17 protein-coding genes are annotated in these 20139 nt (G+C 68.7%); 11 read left to right on the top strand and 6 right to left on the bottom strand.

Going from position 1 to position 20139, the window contains the following annotated elements; translation table 11 throughout:
- Positions 1-7: 7 nt before the first annotated feature.
- Positions 8-1891: a translation elongation factor 4 gene (lepA, locus tag NC7_RS16950; RefSeq protein WP_067984202.1), complete on the top strand. Its 1884-nt coding sequence runs from the start codon at positions 8-10 to the stop codon at positions 1889-1891.
- A 1-nt stretch (position 1892) separates the two neighbouring features.
- On the opposite strand, the gene NC7_RS16945 is transcribed toward lepA, so the two are convergent.
- The 3 genes from NC7_RS16945 to NC7_RS16935 are packed head-to-tail and all read right to left on the bottom strand — an operon-like array spanning position 1893 to position 4284.
- On the bottom strand, positions 1893-3182 hold the full coding sequence (locus NC7_RS16945; RefSeq protein ID WP_067984200.1) for a sensor histidine kinase: 1290 nt from the start codon (positions 3180-3182) through the stop codon (positions 1893-1895).
- Positions 3179-3871 carry a response regulator transcription factor gene (locus tag NC7_RS16940; protein WP_067984198.1) on the bottom strand — a complete coding sequence of 231 codons (693 nt, stop codon included), beginning with the start codon at positions 3869-3871 and terminating at the stop codon, positions 3179-3181. Before NC7_RS16940 ends, NC7_RS16945 begins: the two co-directional genes overlap by 4 nt.
- A gap of 35 nt (positions 3872-3906) precedes the next feature.
- The gene (locus NC7_RS16935) at positions 3907-4284 is read right to left on the bottom strand and encodes a hypothetical protein (RefSeq protein WP_067984196.1); all 378 of its coding nucleotides are present in this window, start codon (positions 4282-4284) and stop codon (positions 3907-3909) included.
- A gap of 276 nt (positions 4285-4560) precedes the next feature.
- Between NC7_RS16935 and NC7_RS16930 the strand changes: the two genes are divergently transcribed.
- Both NC7_RS16930 and NC7_RS16925 read left to right on the top strand, forming a co-directional pair.
- Entirely contained in the window at positions 4561-6786 is a 2226-nt protein-coding gene (locus NC7_RS16930) for a hypothetical protein (protein ID WP_067984195.1), read from the top strand.
- Between the two features lie 45 nt (positions 6787-6831).
- Complete coding sequence (locus NC7_RS16925; RefSeq protein ID WP_067984192.1) at positions 6832-8634, top strand: P-loop NTPase family protein; 1803 nt, start codon at positions 6832-6834, stop codon at positions 8632-8634.
- On the opposite strand, the gene NC7_RS16920 is transcribed toward NC7_RS16925, so the two are convergent.
- Complete coding sequence (locus NC7_RS16920) at positions 8628-10601, bottom strand: glycoside hydrolase family 15 protein (RefSeq protein WP_067984190.1); 1974 nt, start codon at positions 10599-10601, stop codon at positions 8628-8630. The two genes, NC7_RS16925 and NC7_RS16920, sit on opposite strands and share 7 nt — an antisense overlap.
- 96 nt (positions 10602-10697) lie before the next feature.
- On the opposite strand from NC7_RS16920, the gene NC7_RS16915 reads away from it, so the two are divergent.
- Positions 10698-10937, top strand: a complete 240-nt coding sequence (locus NC7_RS16915; RefSeq protein ID WP_067984290.1) for a hypothetical protein — start codon at positions 10698-10700, stop codon at positions 10935-10937.
- A gap of 111 nt (positions 10938-11048) precedes the next feature.
- Here the strand turns inward: NC7_RS16915 and NC7_RS16910 are convergent, their stop codons facing one another.
- On the bottom strand, positions 11049-12098 hold the full coding sequence (locus tag NC7_RS16910) for a M48 family metallopeptidase (protein WP_067984188.1): 1050 nt from the start codon (positions 12096-12098) through the stop codon (positions 11049-11051).
- A 73-nt stretch (positions 12099-12171) separates the two neighbouring features.
- Here NC7_RS16910 and NC7_RS30540 point away from each other — a divergent pair, with 73 nt between their 5' ends.
- The 7 genes from NC7_RS30540 to NC7_RS16880 all read left to right on the top strand — a co-directional run bounded on the left by NC7_RS30540 (position 12172) and on the right by NC7_RS16880 (position 19141).
- Positions 12172-12261: an Ms4533A family Cys-rich leader peptide gene (locus tag NC7_RS30540; protein WP_019045829.1), complete on the top strand. Its 90-nt coding sequence runs from the start codon at positions 12172-12174 to the stop codon at positions 12259-12261.
- Positions 12262-12439: 178 nt separating this feature from the next.
- The gene (locus NC7_RS16905) at positions 12440-13489 is read left to right on the top strand and encodes a sulfate ABC transporter substrate-binding protein (RefSeq protein ID WP_067984186.1); all 1050 of its coding nucleotides are present in this window, start codon (positions 12440-12442) and stop codon (positions 13487-13489) included.
- A gap of 125 nt (positions 13490-13614) precedes the next feature.
- Positions 13615-14424 carry a sulfate ABC transporter permease subunit CysT gene (gene cysT, locus NC7_RS16900; RefSeq protein WP_067984288.1) on the top strand — a complete coding sequence of 270 codons (810 nt, stop codon included), beginning with the start codon at positions 13615-13617 and terminating at the stop codon, positions 14422-14424.
- Positions 14421-15227, top strand: a complete 807-nt coding sequence (gene cysW, locus NC7_RS16895) for a sulfate ABC transporter permease subunit CysW (protein ID WP_067984184.1) — start codon at positions 14421-14423, stop codon at positions 15225-15227. The genes cysT and cysW overlap by 4 nt, the downstream gene beginning before the upstream one ends.
- Positions 15224-16219: a sulfate/molybdate ABC transporter ATP-binding protein gene (locus tag NC7_RS16890; protein ID WP_067984182.1), complete on the top strand. Its 996-nt coding sequence runs from the start codon at positions 15224-15226 to the stop codon at positions 16217-16219. Before cysW ends, NC7_RS16890 begins: the two co-directional genes overlap by 4 nt.
- Positions 16220-16525: 306 nt before the next feature.
- Entirely contained in the window at positions 16526-17539 is a 1014-nt protein-coding gene (locus NC7_RS16885; protein ID WP_373861256.1) for an AurF N-oxygenase family protein, read from the top strand.
- Between the two features lie 12 nt (positions 17540-17551).
- Positions 17552-19141, top strand: a complete 1590-nt coding sequence (locus NC7_RS16880; RefSeq protein ID WP_084458547.1) for an FAD-dependent oxidoreductase — start codon at positions 17552-17554, stop codon at positions 19139-19141.
- A gap of 72 nt (positions 19142-19213) precedes the next feature.
- Here NC7_RS16880 and NC7_RS16875 read toward each other — a convergent pair whose 3' ends face one another.
- Positions 19214-19975, bottom strand: coding sequence for a glucose 1-dehydrogenase (locus NC7_RS16875; protein WP_067984176.1), 762 nt, complete (start codon positions 19973-19975; stop codon positions 19214-19216).
- Positions 19976-20139: the final 164 nt, after the last annotated feature.

Genomic DNA, 20139 nt, shown 5'->3' with positions numbered 1-20139 from the left:
TGGGACGATGGACCCAGTTCGCCGATACCCCTCGAGGAGTGGAGTGGCTTCCAGCTTTGCCGATACGACGTTCACCGATCCGTCCCGGATCAGGAACTTCTGCATCATCGCCCACATCGACCACGGCAAGTCGACCCTGGCCGATCGGATGTTGCAGCTGACCGGTGTGGTCGAGGAGCGGGCGATGCGCGCCCAGTACCTGGACCGGATGGACATCGAGCGTGAGCGCGGCATCACGATCAAGGCGCAGAACGTGCGGTTGCCGTGGAGCGTCGACGGCGAGGACTACGTCCTGCACATGATCGACACCCCGGGCCACGTCGACTTCACCTACGAGGTGTCGCGGGCGCTCGAGGCGTGTGAGGGCGCGATCCTGCTGGTCGACGCCGCGCAGGGCATCGAGGCGCAGACGCTGGCGAATCTGTACCTGGCGATGGAACGCGACCTGGCGATCATCCCGGTCCTGAACAAGATCGACCTGCCCGCCGCCGACCCCGACCGCTACGCCGCCGAGATCGCCCACATCGTCGGCTGCGAACCCGACGACGTGCTCCGGGTATCGGGCAAGACCGGTGTCGGCGTCGACGCGCTGCTGAACAAGGTGATCGCCGAGGTGCCCGCGCCGGTCGGCGACGCCGACGCACCCGCCCGCGCGCTGATCTTCGACTCGGTCTACGACACCTACCGCGGCGTGGTCACCTACGTGCGCGTGGTCGACGGCAAGCTCACTCCGCGCCAGAAGATCAAGATGATGTCCACCGGCGCGCAGCACGAGCTGCTCGAGATCGGCATCGTCTCGCCCGAACCCAAGCCCACCCAGGGCTTGGGCGTCGGCGAGGTGGGCTACCTCATCACCGGCGTGAAGGACGTGCGCCAGTCCAAGGTCGGTGACACCGTCACCTCCGCCCGCGACGGCGCCGCCTCGGCTCTGGCGGGCTATCAGGAGCCCCGCCCGATGGTCTACTCGGGCCTGTACCCGGTGGACGGCTCGGACTACCCGGACCTGCGCGACGCGCTGGACAAGCTGCAGCTCAACGACGCGGCCCTGACCTATGTGCCGGAGACCTCGGTGGCGCTCGGCTTCGGTTTCCGCTGCGGCTTCCTCGGTCTGCTGCACATGGAGATCACCCGCGAACGGTTGCAGCGCGAGTTCGGCCTCGACCTCATCTCCACCGCCCCCAACGTGATCTACCGCGTGGTGATGGAGGACGGCACCGAGCACATCGTCACCAACCCGTCGTACTGGCCCGAGGGCAAGGTGCGCCAGACCTTCGAACCGGTCACCAAGTGCACCGTGATCGCGCCGAGCGAGTTCGTCGGCACCATCATGGAGCTGTGCCAGAGCCGCCGCGGCGAGCTGCTCGGCATGGACTACCTGTCGGAGACGCGCGTGGAGATGCGCTACACGCTGCCGATGGCCGAGATCATCTTCGACTTCTTCGACTCGCTCAAGTCGCGCACCCGCGGCTACGCCTCGCTCGATTACGAGGAGGCGGGCGAGCAGTCGTCGGCGCTGGTGAAGGTCGACATCCTGCTCCAGGGCGAGGCTGTCGACGCGTTCAGTGCCATCGTGCACAAGGACGCCGCCCAGGCCTACGGCAACAAGATGACCACCAAGCTGCGCGAACTCATCCCGCGCCAGCAGTTCGAGGTGCCCATCCAGGCGGCGATCGGGTCGAAGATCATCGCCCGCGAGAACATCCGCGCCATCCGCAAGGACGTGCTCGCCAAGTGCTACGGCGGTGACATCAGCCGCAAGCGCAAGCTGCTCGAGAAGCAGAAGGAAGGCAAGAAGCGCATGAAGACCATCGGTCGGGTCGACGTGCCGCAGGAGGCCTTCGTCGCCGCGCTGTCCTCCGACGCCGCCTCGGACAAGCCGAAGGGCAAGTAACTCAGCCGGATTCGGTGGGCACACGCACAGTGAGGCGTGTGCCGCCGAGCGGGCTGTGGCCCAATTCCGCTGTGCCACCGTGTAATTCGGCCTGCTGACGGACCAGCGCCAGGCCGAGTCCCGATCCCGGCGACCCGGGTCGTTTGACGAAACGGTGGAACGGGTCGGCGCCGAGGTGGTCCGGGATGCCGGTGCCGTCGTCGTCGACGGTGATCGCGCCCTGCTCGGCGCCGACCCGCACCGTGCTCGCCTGCCCGTGGTGCACCGCGTTGGCGACCGCGTTCGACACGATCAGCATGATCCCGCCGGGCAGCCCGGTCATCGGGACCGGATCGCAGGCGGTGAGCGTGATCTCGGTGCCGGGATGGGCGCGCCGCGCGTTCTGCACCGCGCGGTCGAGGACCTCGCACAGTTCGAACGGTTCGAACGCGGCGTGGTCGGTGAGCTCGCCGACGGCGAGCCGCTCGAGGTCGGTGAGGGTGCGCTCGATCTGGCGTTCGGCCGCGAGCACGTCGGCCAGGACGGTGCCGCGCTGCTCGGCGGGCAGTTCGGTACCGGCGAGCACCTGCAGATCGGTGCGCATGGCGGTGAGCGGGGTGCGCAGTTCGTGGGCGCAGACGGCGGCGAAATCGCGGGCGCTCGCCAGGGCCTGATTGGTTTGTCCGTGGGCGGTTTCCAGGCGCGCGAGCATACGGTTGATGGCGTCGGACAGTTCCTCGGCCTCCCTGACCCCGCGCCCCGGCAACGGCGGTAATCGGTCGAGCGCATCGATCTCGTGTGTGGCCGAGGCGAGCCTGCGCAGCGGCCTGGCCGCGAATCCCGCGAGCACCCAACCCAATCCGGCCGCGACGAGCACTCCGCCCACGCCGATGCCGAGCCCGATCAGCTGGCTGCGGGTGATGGCGGCATCGATCAGCTCGCGGTCGGGGTTGAGCCGGACGACCATGCCGGGCGCGCCCTGCACGAGCGCCAGCCCCACATCCGGCGGCGCCGGGCGGGTGAGCGGTCGACCGTCGGGCGGCGAAGGGTTCGGCGGCGCCGGGTTGACCTGGGAGCCCTCGGTCGGCGCGGCCTGGAAGGGTGTCGCGGGAAGCGGTGGTACCGAAGGGATCTCACGGGCGGGATGGGCGACGATCACCCGCATCGTCGACACGGTCTCGTCGAGTTGACGGGCGCCCGCCGCCTTCAACAGTGCCGCGTAGGTGAGCCCGAGCGTCACCGCGACGACCGCGGCGACCACCGCCGACACCACCGCGACCCGGGTACGCAACGACCACGAGCGCGTTCTCACGGCTGCTCCCGCATGACGAAGCCGACCCCGCGCACGGTGTGCACCACCCGCTCCACCCCGTCGGTCTCCAACTTCCGGCGCAGATACGACACGAACACATCCACCACGTTCGTGTCGGTGCTGAAGTCGTACCCCCACACGGTGGACAGGATCTGTTCGCGACCCAGCACGATGCCCACATTGCGGGCCAGCATCGCCAGCAGTTCGAACTCGCGTTTGGTCAGGTCGATCGGTCGTCCGGCCGCGTGCACCCGGTGCCCGGCCAGGTCGATCGTCACCGCACCGACGCGGATCGTCTCGCCGTTGGACGCGCCGGTGACCGGTCTGCGCCGCAACAACGCCCGCAACCGGGCCACGAGTTCGCCGAGGTCGAAGGGCTTGGTGAGGTAGTCGTCGGCACCCTTCTCCAGGGCGGCGATCCGGTCGCTCACCGCGCTGCGGGCGCTGAGCACGCAGATGGGGATGTCGTTGCCGAGCGCGCGCAGTGCCGTGACCACACCCACCCCGTCGAGTTCTGGCATGTTCACATCGAGCACCATCGCGTCGGGCGCGGACGAACGCACCAGGGTGAGGGCGGCGGCGCCGTCGCTCGCGGTGAGCACCTCGAACCCCGACAGTTCCAGCCCGCGCCGCAACGACGCGAGCACGCGGACCTCGTCGTCGACGACCAAGATCTGCTGTCCGATCATCTGCTCACCCTAGTGCGATCGATCGTCACTGCAGGTCAGCGCGGGAAAGCCGGGCGAGCGGGGCGTGCGCCGTCGGGCCGTTCGATGATCGTCCGTTCACCGCCCGGCCCGATCCGCACGCACTCGACGTCCTCGGGGAGTTCGCCAAGCGCGCCCGGCCCGAGGTGGATCGTGTGATCGCTGCCGGGGTGTGCGGGGAAGCGCTCGAGCTCGATGCTCGGCGGCAGCGACGGTTCGGGCGGGGTGGGCAGTTCACCGCCGGGGGCGGTGCAGAGAATCCGGACGTGTTCACCGCGATCGGGGGTTTCGGGGTCGGCGAACGCGGCGCCGGTGAGGGTCGCGGTGAGCAGCGCGACGCCACCGACGGTCGCGGTGACGGCGCCGACGCGGCGGCGCAGGGAGGAAGCGGTCATGATCGGTCTCCTGGAAGTGGGTCGCCGACCCGTGTCGGTCGGCGAAACCGACGCTAGGCAGGCGATCTTCACGCTTCGTTGAGCGATCGTTAGAGTTCTCTTGGGATCTGGGTCCCCCTGGTTCCGACGGCTCGCCGAAAGCCGTTGCTCGCCATAGAGTGGGACCGGCTGTCCTGGTGAAAATGACAGTACGGAGTCGGGCAATTAGTGTTGGATGATCTTCACTTCGCCTCGTATGTGGGTGGGGAGAGTCAGCGATGCGAGTGTGGAGCAAGAATGACGCGGGAACTGCCTTTCGACGACGGTGACGCGCGCGCCGACGGCACCGACACGGCCTATCTGGTGGCCAACGGTGTGGCCCGCGTGGCACGGGCCGGTGCCTACGTCACCGGTGGCGCGCTGGTCGCGGCCAACGGGACGAGCCAGGAACACGGCAGCAGCAACGCCGACAGCCGCTACGCGGGGTGGTCGTCGCAGGTGCCGACCGATCCGGAACCCGACGCCCCGAGCCCGGTCCTCACCTTCCCTGATCTGCCCGCCGAACCGGCGCCGAACCCGTTGCCCTACAGCCCGTTCGGCACGCAGCCTCCGATGGACGGCGACGTCACGCTGACCTCGCAGCCGCGCGAAGGCGGTTGGCGCCCTGAGATTCCGGGGACCGGCGGCGATCACGACATGCGCATTCCCGGCACCGACGACGACGATGCGTCGAGCGGCATCGGCATCCCCTCCTACGGAGGTCCCAAACCGGGCTACGGCGACGGTGGCTTCGGCATCCCCGGCACCGACAAGCCGAGCGCCGGGCAGCCCGGCGCCGGATTCCCCGAACTCGACGGCATCCCCGGCATCGGGATCCCTGGCTACGACGGGTTGCCCGGCGGTATCCCCGGCTACGACGGCGTCCCCGGCGGCGGGATCGGCATTCCCGGCTACGACGGCCTGCCCGGCGCCGGTATCCCCGGCTACGACGGCGGTGCCCCCGGCTTCGGCGGTGGGATCCCCGGGTACGACCACGGCCTGCCCGGTCTCGGTGGACTGCCCGGCTCGAACGGACCCGGCCAGGTCGCCGACCCCGGCGGCGCCTTCGACGGCATCGGTGACCTCGGCAACCTGTTCGACGGCTTCGGCGCCATGGTGACCTCCGACTGGCAGGTCGACATGCACGCCGGGCTCGACGGTGTGTGGTTCACCTCGCAGATGAAGGTCGACGTCCAGGTCGGCAATGTCGGCGACGCGCTCGACGACTACAGCCAGTGGCTCGGGGAAGGGATTCGGATCCCCGGCGAGCCCGCCCCACTCGACAGCGGTACGGGCAGCGGGGTGCCCGGTGCCGCCGCGCTGCCGGAATCCGGCGTCGGTTCCGATCCCTCGGCGGCCGGTGGGCCAGCAGTGCCCGGCTCGGCATCCGTCCCCGGCCCGACCGGCGGAGCCGAGCTGCCCGGTTCCACGACGGGCCCGGCCGCGAGCGGCGGTCCGGTGGCTCCTTCCGCGCCCGGTCAAGCCTCGGGTACGCCCGGCCAGCCCGCGCCGGTGGTCCCTGGTGGTTCCGCACCGGCCCCCGGCGTTCCGGCCGCGACGGCGCCGGTGGCCCCCGCTCCCGTGGCTCCGGCCCCGGCGCCGGTGGCTCCGGCGGTGGTCGCCCCGGCGCCCGCACCCGTGCCAACCCCGATCGTGGCGGCGCCCGCTCCGGCGCCGATCGCCCCGGTACCGGCTCCGGTCCCCGTCGTCGCCGCGCCGATCGCCCCGAGCCCGGTGGTCAGCACACCACTGCAGACCACCATCCAGCCCGACGCGGCGACCACCCCCATCGCGAATGTGCTCGGCGGTCCGCCCGGTGCGTCCCCGCTCACCGCGCCCGCCGCGGCCGTGCCCGGGCTGCTCGCTCCGACCCCGGTGACCAAACCCGTTGTGGTCCCCGACCTTTCCGACAGCACGCCGACCACGCCGCCGACGATCACCCCGCCCGCGCCGCCGACAACCGTCGATCTCAGCACCCCCTCCACGGTGAAGCTGCCCGAGGTGCCGACCGTGACCGTCCCCACCACGCGGCCCGACGTCACCGTCCCGACGGTCACCGCGCCGACCACCGGTGTGACCGTTCCGGTGACACCTACCTACCCCGACGATGTCACCGCCGACCCCGACACGGGCGTCACCAGGCCGACCACGCCGAGCACCCCGAGCGTCGACGTGCCGATCGACACCGCCGATCCGACCGCGCCCACGCAGCCGACCGCACCCACTCAGCAGCCGACCGCGCCGACCAAGCAGCCGACCGTCGACATCGACCCGCCTGCGGTGGTCACCCCGCCGCCGACGGTGGCGCCGACCGTCGTTCCCGTGAAACCGCCGGTCATCGAGACCAAGCCGATCGCCGCCGAGTTCGATCAGCACGACGGCGGCTACTATGGCGCCTCGGCCGGTCTTTTCGAACCGGGCGTCGGTGCCGCCGATCTGTCCTCGGCGTTTCCCACCACGCACGCTGGGTACGACTTCGTCTAGTCCCAGCACGAGGACCGGGCCCATGCAACGAGAGTGAGGAAAAGGTTGTCTGCCGCGACCGGACTGCAGACCGCGACGGTGAAGCATCCGGACGCGATGGCACCGGTGGTCTCGCTCGTCGACGAACTGCGGGACCTGGTCCGCTCCGGCGGGCGCGACGACCTCGATGCCCGCCTCGGCATGGTGCGGGCCAGACTCACCGATCCCCGCGTGCGCATGGTCGTCGTCGGCGAACCGGGTGCCGGGATGAGCACCCTGGTCAACAGCATGGTCGGTACTCCGGTCAGCGCCACCGACGGCAAGCCCAGCGTGCCGGTGATCGTCGAATACGGCCGGGCACCGACCGCGACGCTGGTGAAGTCGGACCCGCGCGGTCGGCTCGAACGCGTGCCGGTCGACCCGCTCGATCCGGGTCCGGCGCTGATCTCGCTCGGTGTCGTGCGCGCGGAGTTCGCCGAGCCGAGTGCCCTGCTCGCCGACGGCCTCGTGGTGATGGACGCGCCGGGCGCCGCCACCCACGACAAGGTGGCCTGGTCGATGATCGCCGCCGCCGACGTGGTGCTCTACGCCACCGACTCGGCCGCCGAACTCACCCCGGCCCAACTGGACTACCTGCGCCGCGTCGAACGGGTCTGTCCCTCGGTGGTATGTGTGCTCACCAAGATCGACCGCAATCCGCACTGGTCGCTCACCCAGCGCCGCAACCGGGCGCTGCTCGACGAGGCGGGCCTGAACTTCGCCGTCGCTCCCGTGTCGGCGGTGCTGCACCGTCAGGCGGGCGAAACCCGTGACCAGCAGCGCGACATCGAGTCCGGGGTGCCCCAGCTCATCGATCATCTGCGCGAATTCGTTGTCGCCCGCGCCGATTCGGTCGCGGTGACGGCGGCGGTGCGTGACATCGCGCTGGTCACCGACCAGCTCACCGTCACCCTGCGGGCCGAGGCCGACACCCTGCGCGACCCCCGCAGGCGTGCCGAGATCACCCAGCGGCTGGCCGCCGCCCGCGCCGAGGCCGATCAGCTGCGTCAGCGCACCGCCACCTGGCAGGTCACCCTGGTCGACGGCAGTTCCGAGCTCGGCGCCGATATCGAACACGACCTGCGGCACCGCCTGCGCAGCCTGGTCCGTGAGGCCGAGGCCGAGATCGCCCGGATCGACCCGGCCCGCAAGTGGGCCGATTTCGCCACCGAACTCGACGCGCGGATCTGCGAGGCGGTCGAGGAGAACTTCGTGATGGCGCACTACCGTGCCGTCGAGCTGTCCGAACAGGTGGCCGCGAAGTTCCCGCCCGACAACCGCACCCCGCCGCTGCCGGAACTGCGGCTGACCAACCCGGGCGAGGTGCTCGAGCCGGTGCAGCCGCTCGAGCCGCTGGAAAGCGCCAAAGCCGGTGTGGGACAGCAGTTCCTCTCCGCCCTGCGCGGCTCCTACGGTGGCATCCTGATGGTCGGCCTGGCCACAAGTCTGCTCGGTATGTCACTGGTGAACTGGTATTCGGCGGGCGCGGGTGTGCTGCTCGGCGTGAACGCGCTGTGGGACGATCGCCGAAATCGCAAGCAGCGTAGGCAGGCCGAGGCCAAGGTGGCCGTGGCCCGGCTCGCCGACGACGTGATCTTCCAGGTGGGCAAGGAATCCCGCAACCGGCTGCGCACCCTGCAGCGGGTACTGCGCGATCACTACACCGAGATCGCCGCCGAGGTGTCGCGCACCGCCGAAGAGGCCTTGCGCGCCGCCGAGGAGACCGGCCTGCGCTACGGCGACCACCGCGAACTGCGCCTCACCGAGATCGACGCCGGGCTGCGCACGGTCGCCGCGCTGCGCGCCCGCGCCGAGAAACTCGCCTACTGACTCGTCTGGTGGTGGGCCGGGGAGTGCGCGGGCTGGAACTGACCGGCCTGGCGTGAGTCCTCGGCTCGGATCACGTGGGTCACCGCGTTGATGAGCGCGAGGTGGGTGAATGCCTGCGGATAGTTGCCCAGGTGCCTGCCCGTCCTCGGATCGATCTCCTCGGCGTAGAGCCGCAGCGGACTCGCCAGGCCGAGCAGCCGTTCGCACAGATGGGTGGCCCGTTCCAGCTCACCGATCTCCACCAGCGCCGACACCAGCCAGAACGAGCAGATGGTGAAGGTGCCCTCCTCGCCGGACAATCCGTCGTCGGTGGTTTCGGTGTCGTAGCGCAGGACCAGCCCGGACACGGTGAGCCGGTCGGCGATGGCCAGCACGGTCGCCCGCACGCGGGGGTCGTCGGCGGGCAGGAACCGGGTGAGCACGATCAGCAGCAGGGAGGCGTCGAGGGTGGTGCCGCCGTAGGTCTGGGTGAACACACCCTCGGCGTCGACACCGTTGGCCAGCACGTCGTCGCGGATCTCCTCGGCGATCTCGAACCACCTGGTCGCCTGGGCGCGCTTGCCGTGCAGCTCCGCCAGCCGGGCACCCCGGTCGAGCGCCACCCAGCACATCACCTTGGAGGCGGTGAAGTGCTGCGGTTCGCCGCGCACCTCCCAGATGCCGCGATCGGGTTCGCGCCAGTGGTTGATCGCCGCGTTCACGGTGCGTTCGAGCATGGGCCACAACGAGTCCGGTACCTGCTGGCGCGACTTCATGTGCAGGTACACCGCGTCGAGCATGGTGCCCCAGATGTCGTGCTGGTCCTGGTCGTAGGCGGCGTTGCCGATGCGCACCGGCTGGGAGTAGTCGTAGCCGGACAGGTCGGGCAGCGTGTGCTCGGTGATCCGGCGCTCGCCGCCGATTCCGTAGAGCACCTGCAGGGGGACGGCGTCGCCGTTGTCGCCGGTGGTCACGTCGTTGAGGAAGTTGAAGAAATCGTCGGCCTCGTGGTCGAGGCCGAGGGTGTACAGGCCCCACAGGGCGAAGCTGGAGTCGCGAACCCACGTGTAGCGGTAGTCCCAATTGCGTTCACCGCCAGGGGTTTCCGGTAGTGACGTGGTCGGTGCGGCGAGCAGGGCGCCGGTGGGGGCGTAGGTCAGGCCCTTGAGCGTGAGCGCGCTGCGTTGCAGGTAGTTGCGCCACGGGTGATCGGGGAAGTCGCCGAGGGTGATCCAGCGTCGCCAGCATTCGGCCGTGGTCCACATCTTGTCGGCCGCCTCCTCGAAGGAGGTGGGCGCGGGCAGCTCCGACCAGGTGAGCGCGACGAACCTGTTGTCGCCTTCGCTCATCCTGGTGCGCGCCCGCGCCTCACGCCCCTCCAATCCGAGCCGGAGGTCGGTGGTGAGGGTCAGGCTCGGGCAGTCGTCGTCGGCGGTGCACGACGCGGTGGCCCGCTCGTAGACCTTGCCGGAGTACTCCCAGCGCGCACCGTCACGGTGGTAGTCGAACGACGGCTCGCAGCTCATCTCCAACTCCACCGTGCCGCTCACACACTTCACCGTCCGCAGCAGGATGTGCTCGGCGTCCCAGTCCATCGGGGTGCGGCGGAAGCTGCGCGAACGGGAGGTGGTGTTGTGCCAGGGGCCGAGGACCAGCGCGTCACGCACGATCATCCAGCCGGTCTCGGTCTGCCAGGTGGTTTCCAGGATCATTCCGCCCGGCAGATAGCGCCGCGCGGCGGGCACGTGCACGCCGTACGGGCCGATCCGGAAGTGCCCGGCGGCACGATCGAGGACCGCGCCGAACACACTCGGTGAGTCCGGCCGTGGCACGCACATCCACTCCACCGACCCGCTGCTGGCGATCAGGCAGTTGGTCTCGCAGTCGGACAGGAAGGCGTAGTCGTCGATCGGTGGGAAGGCGCCTCGTCGACCACTCGAGAGCACCGGCGTCAGAATCGGCAGGCTGTCTTCGGGAGAAGAGGGCATACCCCATGATCTGTGCGATGCGCGCCCGCGTCCACCGCGGCGGTCGAACCGCCCGGTCGTGACGGGTGTTCACGACGACCTACTAGTGTGGTCGTCGTGCAACGGATCGCAGGATGGTGGGACGGCTTCGAACTGTGGGTGGCCGGGCTGCCGTTCATTCCCCAGTTCCTCGTCGTCCTGGTCGGCATGGTTCCGATCAGCTTCGCCATCGCCTATGGCCTCGATCGCACCCTGCGCGCGATCTTCCGCGCGCTCGGCCGCGACGACCGCCCCGAGCTCGCGCCCGCTCCGGCTCCCGCGCCGGTGCGCCCGACCGTCGGCAGTGGTGCCCGCTGATGCCACGTTCGCGCGTTCAGCTCGCCCTCGTCGCCCTGCTCGTCCTGGTCGTCATCGCCTGGTTCTTCACCAGGTGACCGGCGTGCGGGAACCGCACACCGGTCGTTGCGATCAGTTCTTGCGCCAGTCGTCGAAACGTTTGCCCAGGTCGGCAACGGTGCGGCCGACTTCCTGGCCGACGGTGTTCACCGCCGAACCCACATCGCGGCCCAGATCGCGCACGGTGCGCACCAGCATGTCCTCGGACTGGTCGAACGACTCGCGGTAGTGGCGAGCGGCCTCCTTCACCTCGTCGCTGATGCGTGCGTTGCGGTCCTGGTCGCGGCGTGGATAGGTGCCCGAGAGCACCCGGTCGTACTCGCCGGACTGGATCCAGCGGCGCAGTTCGGCGGCGCGCAGCACCGAGAACGGATGCGACTGCAATTCCAGGTTGAGCAGTTTGAGCACCCCGTCGCGCAGGTCGCCCGAGCGCAGGTAGTCGTCGGCTTGGTCGAGGAACGCGCCGTGGTTCATCTCCTTCAGCCAGGCGCCGCCCGCGGTCTTCATGTGCACGCGCACCGAGGCGTCCACGTCCTGGCAACACAGCAGACCGGCGCGGTCACCCGACAGCTCGGACTTGCGGCTCCACTCCATCAGGGCGGCCACGATCGCCCGCAACGCCCAACCGCCCACCGGCATCCAGCCCACCGAGGCCGACAACCGCATCAGATGCATCAGCATCGTGCGGTAGACCGCGTGCCCGGACAGCGCGTGCCCGAGCTCGTGCCCGATGACGAACCGCAGCTCCTCGGTGTCCATCAGCTCGAGCAGACCGGTGGTGACCACGATGAACGGCTTGTCCATCCCGATGGTCAAGGCGTTCACCGACGGGTCCTGCAGCACGAACATCTCCGGCGTGACCTGCGCGTCGAGTACCCCGACACAGTCGGCGCGCAACTGGTGCAGGGTGCGGAACTGGCGTTCGTCGACCCGCACCGCGGTGGCCAGGTAGAGCAACCGGTGCTGACGTTCCCGCAGCAGGCCCGACAGCGCGCGCAGCACGGTGTCGAAGCCGCTCAGCGACCGCAGCGTCACCAGGGCGGTGCGATCGGCCGGGTGTTCCCAGGTGCGGGTGCTGATCTCCGGAAAACGCGTCCGTACCCGGTCAGGAGCCATGGTCATGGCTGAAATCCCCCCTCGTTGTTGAACTCTCGTCGATTCGAACCATCATGCACAAATCTGCTACAGTTCGCCTGTGTCATCGAGTGTCGCCCCGCAGATCCGCCATGAACTGGCGTTGATCGCTGTCGGCAACCTCGCTGTCGCCGACATTCTCTGTCGTTGATCGGCCACCGGACACTCCTGCGCGTTTCTCCCCAGTAGACTGGCGCGCGCTTTCCTTTCGCAGGTGTCGTTCGTCACTCCAGGGGCCACTGGCCCGAGTCGCGCCAATTCTCGACATGCGTCAACCCGCCCCGACGAACACCGTTGGCAGGCAGGTCCTTTCCGAAAGGTTCACCCCGATGTCTCGCATCATCCGATTCGGCTCGCGCCGTCGCGTCGCCGTTGTCGCCCTCACCGCTGTGGCCGCCATCACCCTGTCGGCCTGCGGCGGCGGGGCCAGCGACTCCACCGGCGGCGACTCGGCCGCCGACGGCAGCGCGGGCACGATCAACCTCTACGCCTACGCTGTCCCCAAGCCGGGCTTCGACAAGGTCGTTCCCGAGTTCAACAAGACCGAAGCGGGCAAGGGCGTCCAGGTCCAGGCCTCCTACGGCGCCTCGGGCGACCAGTCCCGCAAGGTCAAGGACGGCGCCGAGGCCGACATCGTGAACTTCTCGGTCGAACCCGACATCACCCGCCTCGTCGACGCGGGCCTGGTCGAGTCGAACTGGAACGCCGACGCGAGCAAGGGCATCCCGTTCGGTTCGGTGGTGACCCTGGTGGTGCGCAAGGGCAACCCCAAGGGCATCAAGGACTGGGACGACCTGGTGAAGCCGGGCGTCGAGGTCGTCACCCCGAATCCGTTCAGCTCCGGTTCGGCCAAGTGGAACCTGCTCGCGCCGTACGCGGCCAAGAGCGACGGCGGCAAGAACCCGCAGGCGGGCCTGGACTACCTGACCCAGCTGATCTCGCCCGAGCACGTCAAGGTGCAGCCCAAGTCGGGCCGCGAAGCCACCGAGACCTTCCTGCAGGGCACCGGTGACGTGCTGCTGAGCTACGAGAACGAGGCCATCTTCTCCGAGCGCAACGGCGACCCGATCGAGCACATCAACCCGCCGGTCACCTTCAAGATCGAAAACCCGGTCGCGGTGCTCAAGAACGCCAAGAACCAGGCCAAGGCGCTGGCCTTCCGCGACTTCCTGTTCACCCCGGCCGGTCAGAAGGCCTGGGCGCAGGCCGGTTTCCGCCCGGTCGACCCGAAGGTCGCCGCCGAGTTCGCCGCCGACTTCCCGCAGCCGACCAAGCTGTGGACCATCGACGACCTCGGCGGCTGGAAGACGGTCGACAAGGAACTGTTCGCCCAGGGCACCGGCAAGGTCGCGGTCATCTACGACCAGGCGACCAAGTAGGCCGTGACCCAGCGCACACGCGATACTGGACAACTGTGACTGACAGCAGTGGGCACGCCGGGACCGGGGACACCCCCGGTCCCGGCGGTGCCGCGAAATCTGAGAAAAGCTCCACGGGCAGCCGCCTGTCGTGGCTGCGCGTCACCGGCTCGGTCGGCCCGTTCGGCATCGGTGTCGCTGTGCTGTGGCTCAGCGTCATCGTGCTGCTGCCGCTCGCGGCCCTCACCGTCAGCTCGTTCGAGGACGGCTGGGGCGGATTCTGGGACGCGGTCACCGCGCCCGCCGCGCTCGACTCGCTGAAGGTGACCATCGGCGTCTCGGTGATCGTCGCGGTGATCAACGTGCTGATGGGCACCCTGATCGCGTGGGTACTGGTGCGCGACGAATTCCCCGGCAAGGGGATCGTGAACGCGCTGATCGACCTGCCGTTCGCGTTGCCGACGATCGTGGCCTCCATCGTGTTGCTGTCGCTCTACGGCCCGAACAGCCCGATCGACATCCACCTCAACGCCTCACAGCCCGGACTCGTCGTGGCGCTGGCCTTCGTGACGCTGCCGTTCGTGGTGCGGTCGGTGCAGCCGGTGCTCATCGAGGTCGACAAGGAGGTCGAGCAGGCGGCCCTGTCGCTCGGCGCCAACAACTGGATCACCTTCCGCCGGATCGTGCTGCCCACCCTCACCCCCGCGATCATCTCCGGCGGCGGCCTCGCCTTCGCCCGGGCCATCGGCGAGTACGGGTCGGTGGTGCTGATCGGCGGCAACATCCCGCGCGAGACCCAGATGACCTCGCAGTACATCCAGCAGCAGATCGAGGTCGACCGGCCGGTGAACGCGGCCGCGGTGTCGGTGGCGCTGCTGGTGATCTCGTTCGTCAGCCTGCTCGTGCTGCGGATTCTGGCCGAACGGTCCTCGCGCAAGGAAGAGGCGGCCCGATGAGACTGTCCGCGTTCACCCGGCTCTCGCTGCGTACCGTCGCGCTCGGCTACCTGGCCGTACTGCTGGTGTTGCCGCTGGTCATCATCCTGTGGCGCACGTTCGAGCGGGGGATCGGCGCGTTCCTCGAGTCGATCACCACGCCCGCCGCGCAGTCGGCGTTCCAGCTGTCGATGATCATCGTCGCCATCGTCGTCCCGTTGAACGTGGTGTTCGGGGTGATCACCGCGCTGGCCCTGGTGCGTAGCAAGTTCCCCGGGCGCAGCCTGGTGCAGGGCATCGTCGACCTGCCGTTCGCGGTGTCGCCGGTGGTCGTCGGTGTGTCGCTGATCCTGCTCTGGGGTGCCGGTGGTTGGTTCGGTGGACTGGAGACGCTCGGCTTCAAGGTCATCTTCAGTCTGCCGGGCATGGTCATCGCCACCATCTTCGTGACGCTGCCGTTCGTGGTGCGCGAGGTGGAACCGGTGCTGCACGAGATCGGCGACGATCAAGAACAGGCGGCCGCCACGCTCGGGGCCTCGCGCTGGCAGACGTTCTGGCGCATCACGCTGCCCGCCATCCGCTGGGGCCTGACCTACGGCGTCGTGCTCACCGTCGCCCGCGCGTTGGGCGAGTTCGGTGCGGTCATCATGGTTTCCACCGCGCTGCCCGGCGAGTCCCAGACGCTGACCCTGCTGGTTCACGGCCGCTACATCAACGACCACAACACCTTCGGCGCCTACAGCGCGGCCACCCTGCTGATGGGCATGGCCCTGGTCGTACTCCTCCTGATGACTCTTCTCGAACGCAAGCGGGGCACCGAATGATCACCGTGACCAACGCGCGCAAGAACTACGGTTCCTTCGCCGCTCTCGACGACGTCAGCATCGACATCCCCTCCGGCGAGCTGACCGCCCTGCTCGGCCCCTCCGGTTCGGGCAAGTCCACCCTGCTGCGCTCGATCGCGGGCCTGGAGAACCTGGATTCCGGCGTCGTGGTCATCGCGGGCAACGACGTGACCCACGTGCCGCCGCAGAAGCGCGACATCGGCTTCGTGTTCCAGCACTACGCCGCGTTCAAGCACATGACCGTGCGCGACAACGTGGCCTTCGGGCTGACGATCCGCAAGCGGCCCAAGAAGGAGATCGACAAGCGGGTCGACGAACTGCTCGGCATCGTCGGTCTCGACGGTTTCCAGCACCGGTACCCGGCGCAGCTCTCGGGTGGTCAGCGTCAGCGCATGGCGCTGGCTCGCGCGCTGGCCGTTGACCCGCAGGTGCTGCTGCTCGACGAGCCGTTCGGTGCCCTGGACGCCAAGGTGCGCACCGATCTGCGTCAGTGGCTGCGGCGCCTGCACGAGGAGGTCCACGTGACCACCGTGCTGGTCACCCACGACCAGGAGGAGGCCCTCGACGTCGCCGACCGGATCGCGGTGATGAACAAGGGCCGTATCGAACAGGTCGGTTCGCCCGAGGACGTCTACGACCGGCCCGCCAACGAGTTCGTGATGTCGTTCCTCGGTGCGGTGGCCCGGCTCAACGGTCACCTCGTGCGCCCGCACGACATCCGCATCGGCCGCGATCCGAGCATGGCGCTGGCCGAGCACGAGGGCACGGCCGAGTCGGCCGGGGTCACCCGGGCCACCGTGGAACGGATCGTCCGCCTCGGTTTCGAGGTTCGGCTCGAGCTGCGCAACGCGGCGACCGGCGACCAGTTCGCCGCGCAGGTGACGCGCGGCGACGCCGCCGCCCTGCGACTCACCGAGGGCGAGACGGTCTACGCGCGCGCCACGCGCATCCCGGATCTGCCGCAGTCCTGAGATCCTCTCGACCGAGGCCCCGCGACAGCCGTCGCGGGGCCTCGCGTCTTTCGCGGATCACCGCAGGTAGTCGGTACCGCCGGTCCCGCGACGCGCCCGTCTCGAAGAATTTTCCCGATCTCACCACGCGGATTCGAGGACTGTGCATGACACGGTGTCACAGGTAGAGGCGTTTTTACTGGTGAGTAGCTTTTCCGGGCGCCGCGTGCGGGGGTGTACGACCCGGATTCCGGGTATTCGCGGAGTTGACGTGACCACTCGTAGGTGTAACTATTGGAAACAGTAAACGTCCCTTGAGGAGAGGCAGTGACGACGATGTCTGCGCCCACCAACCATGACGTCGATCCTGTAGTCGCGGAGGCTCAGGCGTACGCCGAGAAGTTGCTGATGCTGTCCGAGGCTTCGGTGAATCGCCACTTCGACCCGTTCGAGGACATCGACTGGGACAACCCGGAGTTCGACCCGGACTACAAGCCCGAGCGCTGGGTGCTGGTCACCTCCGCCGACCCGATCGGCCGCCACCCCTGGTACCAGGCGCTGCCGCTGGACGAGAAGATCGCCATCGGCAAGGTGCGCCAGGCCAATGTCGCCAAGGTCGGCCTGCAGTTCGAGGCCATCCTGATCATCGGCATGATGCAGCACATCTTCAACCTGAAGAACAACGACCCGGAGTTCCGGTACTGCTCGCACGAGATGATCGAAGAGCACAACCACACTCTGATGTTCCAGGAGATGGTGAACCGCGTCGCCGACGTGCCGGGCATGAACCCGCTCGTGCGTCAGCTGCGCCACCTGGCCGCTCCGGCCGGTGCGCTGTTCCCGAACTTCTTCTTCATGGCCGTGCTCGCGGGTGAGGAGCCGATCGATCACATCCAGAAGGACATCCTGCGCTCGGGTGACGACATCCACCCGATCATGCGCGGCGTGATGGCGATCCACGTGGCCGAGGAAGCTCGCCACATCTCCTTCGCCCACGAGTTCCTGAAGAAGAACGTCCCGGCCCAGCCCGCGTTCAACAAGGCCGTGCTGTCGATCGCCATGCCGATCATCATGTTCGTGCTCGGCCGCGCGATCGCGACCCCGCCCAAGACCTTCTTCAAGCAGTTCGACATGCCCAAGGACGTCCGCAAGGAGCTGTTCTACGGCTCCAAGGAGGCCAAGCAGGTCTTCGCGGACTACTTCATCGACGTGCGGGCCCTGGCCGAGGAGATCGGTCTGATGAACCCGATCGCCAAGAAGGTCTGGAAGCTGCTCGGCATCGATGGCCCGTCCAGCCGCTACCGCTCCGAGCCCAAGCGCTCCGCGAAGCACGCAGCCTGAGACGATAAACAGATGCCCTACGTTGTAACCCAGTCGTGCTGTAGCGACGCCTCGTGCGTCTACGCATGCCCGGTGAACTGCATTCATCCGACCCCGGATGAGCCGGACTTCCGTACGGCGGAGATGCTCTACGTCGACCCGGCCGCGTGTGTGGACTGCGGCGCCTGTGCCACCGCGTGCCCGGTCGACGCGATCACCTCCTCGAAGAAACTCACCGAAGAGCAGAAGCCCTTCATCGAGATCAACGCCGACTTCTACCGGGTGCAGCGCTCGCGTCCCACGCTGGCCGCCCCGGTGATGCCGCCCGCCATCGACACCGAACGCTCGCCGCTGCGGGTCGCGGTCGTCGGGTCGGGTCCGTCGGCGATGTACGCCGCCGACGAGCTGCTCACCCAGCCGCGCGTCGCGGTGACCATGTTCGACCGGTTGCCGCAGGCCTACGGCCTGGCCCGGCTCGGCGTCGCGCCGGACCACAAGCGCACCCGCAAAGTGGCCGACCTGTTCGACGTGATGTCGAAGCAGGAGGATTTCGGCACCTACCTCGATGTCGAGATCGGCAAGCACGTCAGCCACGCCGAGCTGCTCGAGCACTTCCACGCGGTGATCTACGCGGTCGGCGCGTCGGCGGATCGCAAGCTGAACATCCCCGGTGAGGGGCTGGCGGGCAATGTGTCGGCCACCGACTTCGTCGCCTGGTACAACGGCCACCCCGACCATGCCGAGGACCGGTTCGATCTGAACCAGAAGCGCGTCGTTATCGTCGGCAACGGCAACGTCGCTCTCGACGTGGCCCGCATCTTGACCGTCGACCCGGCCACTCTCGCCGACACAGACATCGCGCCCTACGCGTTGAAGGCCCTGCGCGAGAGCAAGATCGAAGAGGTCGTCATCCTCGGTCGTCGCGGCCCGGCCGAATCGGCGTTCACGGTGCCCGAGTTCGTCGGTCTGCTGGCCGCCGATATCGACATCGCGATCGAGGGCGAACTGCCCCCGGTGACACCGGAGCTGCCGTACAAGGTGGAGCAGAAGCTGCGTCTGCTGCACAGCGTGGCGCAACGCCCGTTCGGTGACCGCAAGCGCATCGTGTTCCGCTACCTGTCCTCGCCCGTGGAGATCCTCGGTGCCGAGACGGTGACCGGTGTACGGGTCGAGCGCAACGAGCTGATCACCGACGCCGAGGGCCGCACCAGTGCCGTGCCGACCGGTGACACCGAGCTCCTGGAAGCAGGCGTCGTACTCACCTCGGTGGGTTACCGGGGCGTGCCGACCAAGGACCTGCCCTTCGACGACGCGCGCGGCGTGATCCCGAACGAGGCGGGCCGGGTGCTCGACGCGCCCGGTGGCGAGGTCGTGCCCGGCACGTATGTGACCGGCTGGATCAAGCGCGGTCCGACCGGGTTCATCGGCACCAACAAGTCCTGCGCGCAGGAAACCGTGCAGCAGCTCGCCGACGACTTCAACCGGGGTGTGCTGGGTGACCCCGCGCGCGACGCCGGGGAGTTCGACAGGCTCGTTCGCTCGCGTCGTCCGCAGGCGGTGGCCGGTGGGGCCGCCGCTCCGCGCGCGGTGGGTGGCTTCAAGCGCCTGCTCGCTCGCGGCTGACCGAAGCAGACGAAGGCCCGCTGCGCCCACTGGGCGGTGCAGCGGGCCTTCGTCGTCTTCATCGGGCGGTTCTCACTGTGCGGTGAAACCACCGTCGACGGTCACCGCCGCGCCCGTGACGAACGACGCCTCGGCGCTGAGCAGGAACGCGCACAGCGCCGCGATCTCCTCGGGCCGCGCGATGCGCCCGATCGGGTGCATCGCCGCGATCGCCGCCTCGCCCTCGGGGGTGGCGCCCATGGACGCACGGAATGCCGGGGTGTCGACGGCGCCGGAGACCAGCGCGTTCACCCGCACACCGGCGGCCGCCGTTTCCAGCGCCACCGACTTGGTCAGCCCGACCACGCCGTGCTTGGCCGCCACATAGGGCGCCACCGAGGCCATGCCGACCACGCCGAGGTTGGAGGCGTTGTTGAGGATGGCGCCGCCGCCGGAGGCGATGATCGCGGGGACCTGATGACGCAGGCCGTAGAACACACCGGTGAGGTTCAGCTCCAGGTCGGCGCGCCAGGCGTCGTCGCCGATCTCGGCGACCGGGCCGAAGGCATTCACCGCGCCCGCGTTGTTGAACGCGGCGTCGAGCCTGCCGTACTCGGTGAGCGCGGCCTGGGTGAGCCGTTCGACGTCGGCGTCGACGGTGACGTCGGTCGGCACGAACAGCGCGCGCCCGCCCTCGGCCCGGATCTGCTCGGCCAGCTGCTCGCCCTGGTCCTTGCCCCGTGCGCCCAGCACGACGGCCGCACCCTCGGCCGCGACCCGCAGTGCCACCGCCTTGCCGACGCCGGAACTGGCGCCGGTGACGAGGACGACCTGGTCGGCGAAACGAGTGGACATGCGTAGTACCTTCTCTCCCTTGATGTTTCGGAGTCCATGTGGGTTCGTCTCCGTGTTTCGAGTCAACCGCCGCGGCGGGGCGCGTGCTGGCGGATTTCAGCCGTTGCGTTGACGTGTCACGATTTCCGGGGCCTATACAAATCGATCTTTTGGTTTTCCCGGTA

It is taken from the genome of Nocardia caishijiensis NBRC 108228 (genome assembly GCF_001612825.1).
In the GTDB taxonomy this organism is placed as follows: Bacteria; Actinomycetota; Actinomycetes; order Mycobacteriales; family Mycobacteriaceae; genus Nocardia; species Nocardia caishijiensis.
Note: the sequence above shows the minus strand (reverse complement) of the source record. Positions and strands in the feature narration are given on the sequence as shown.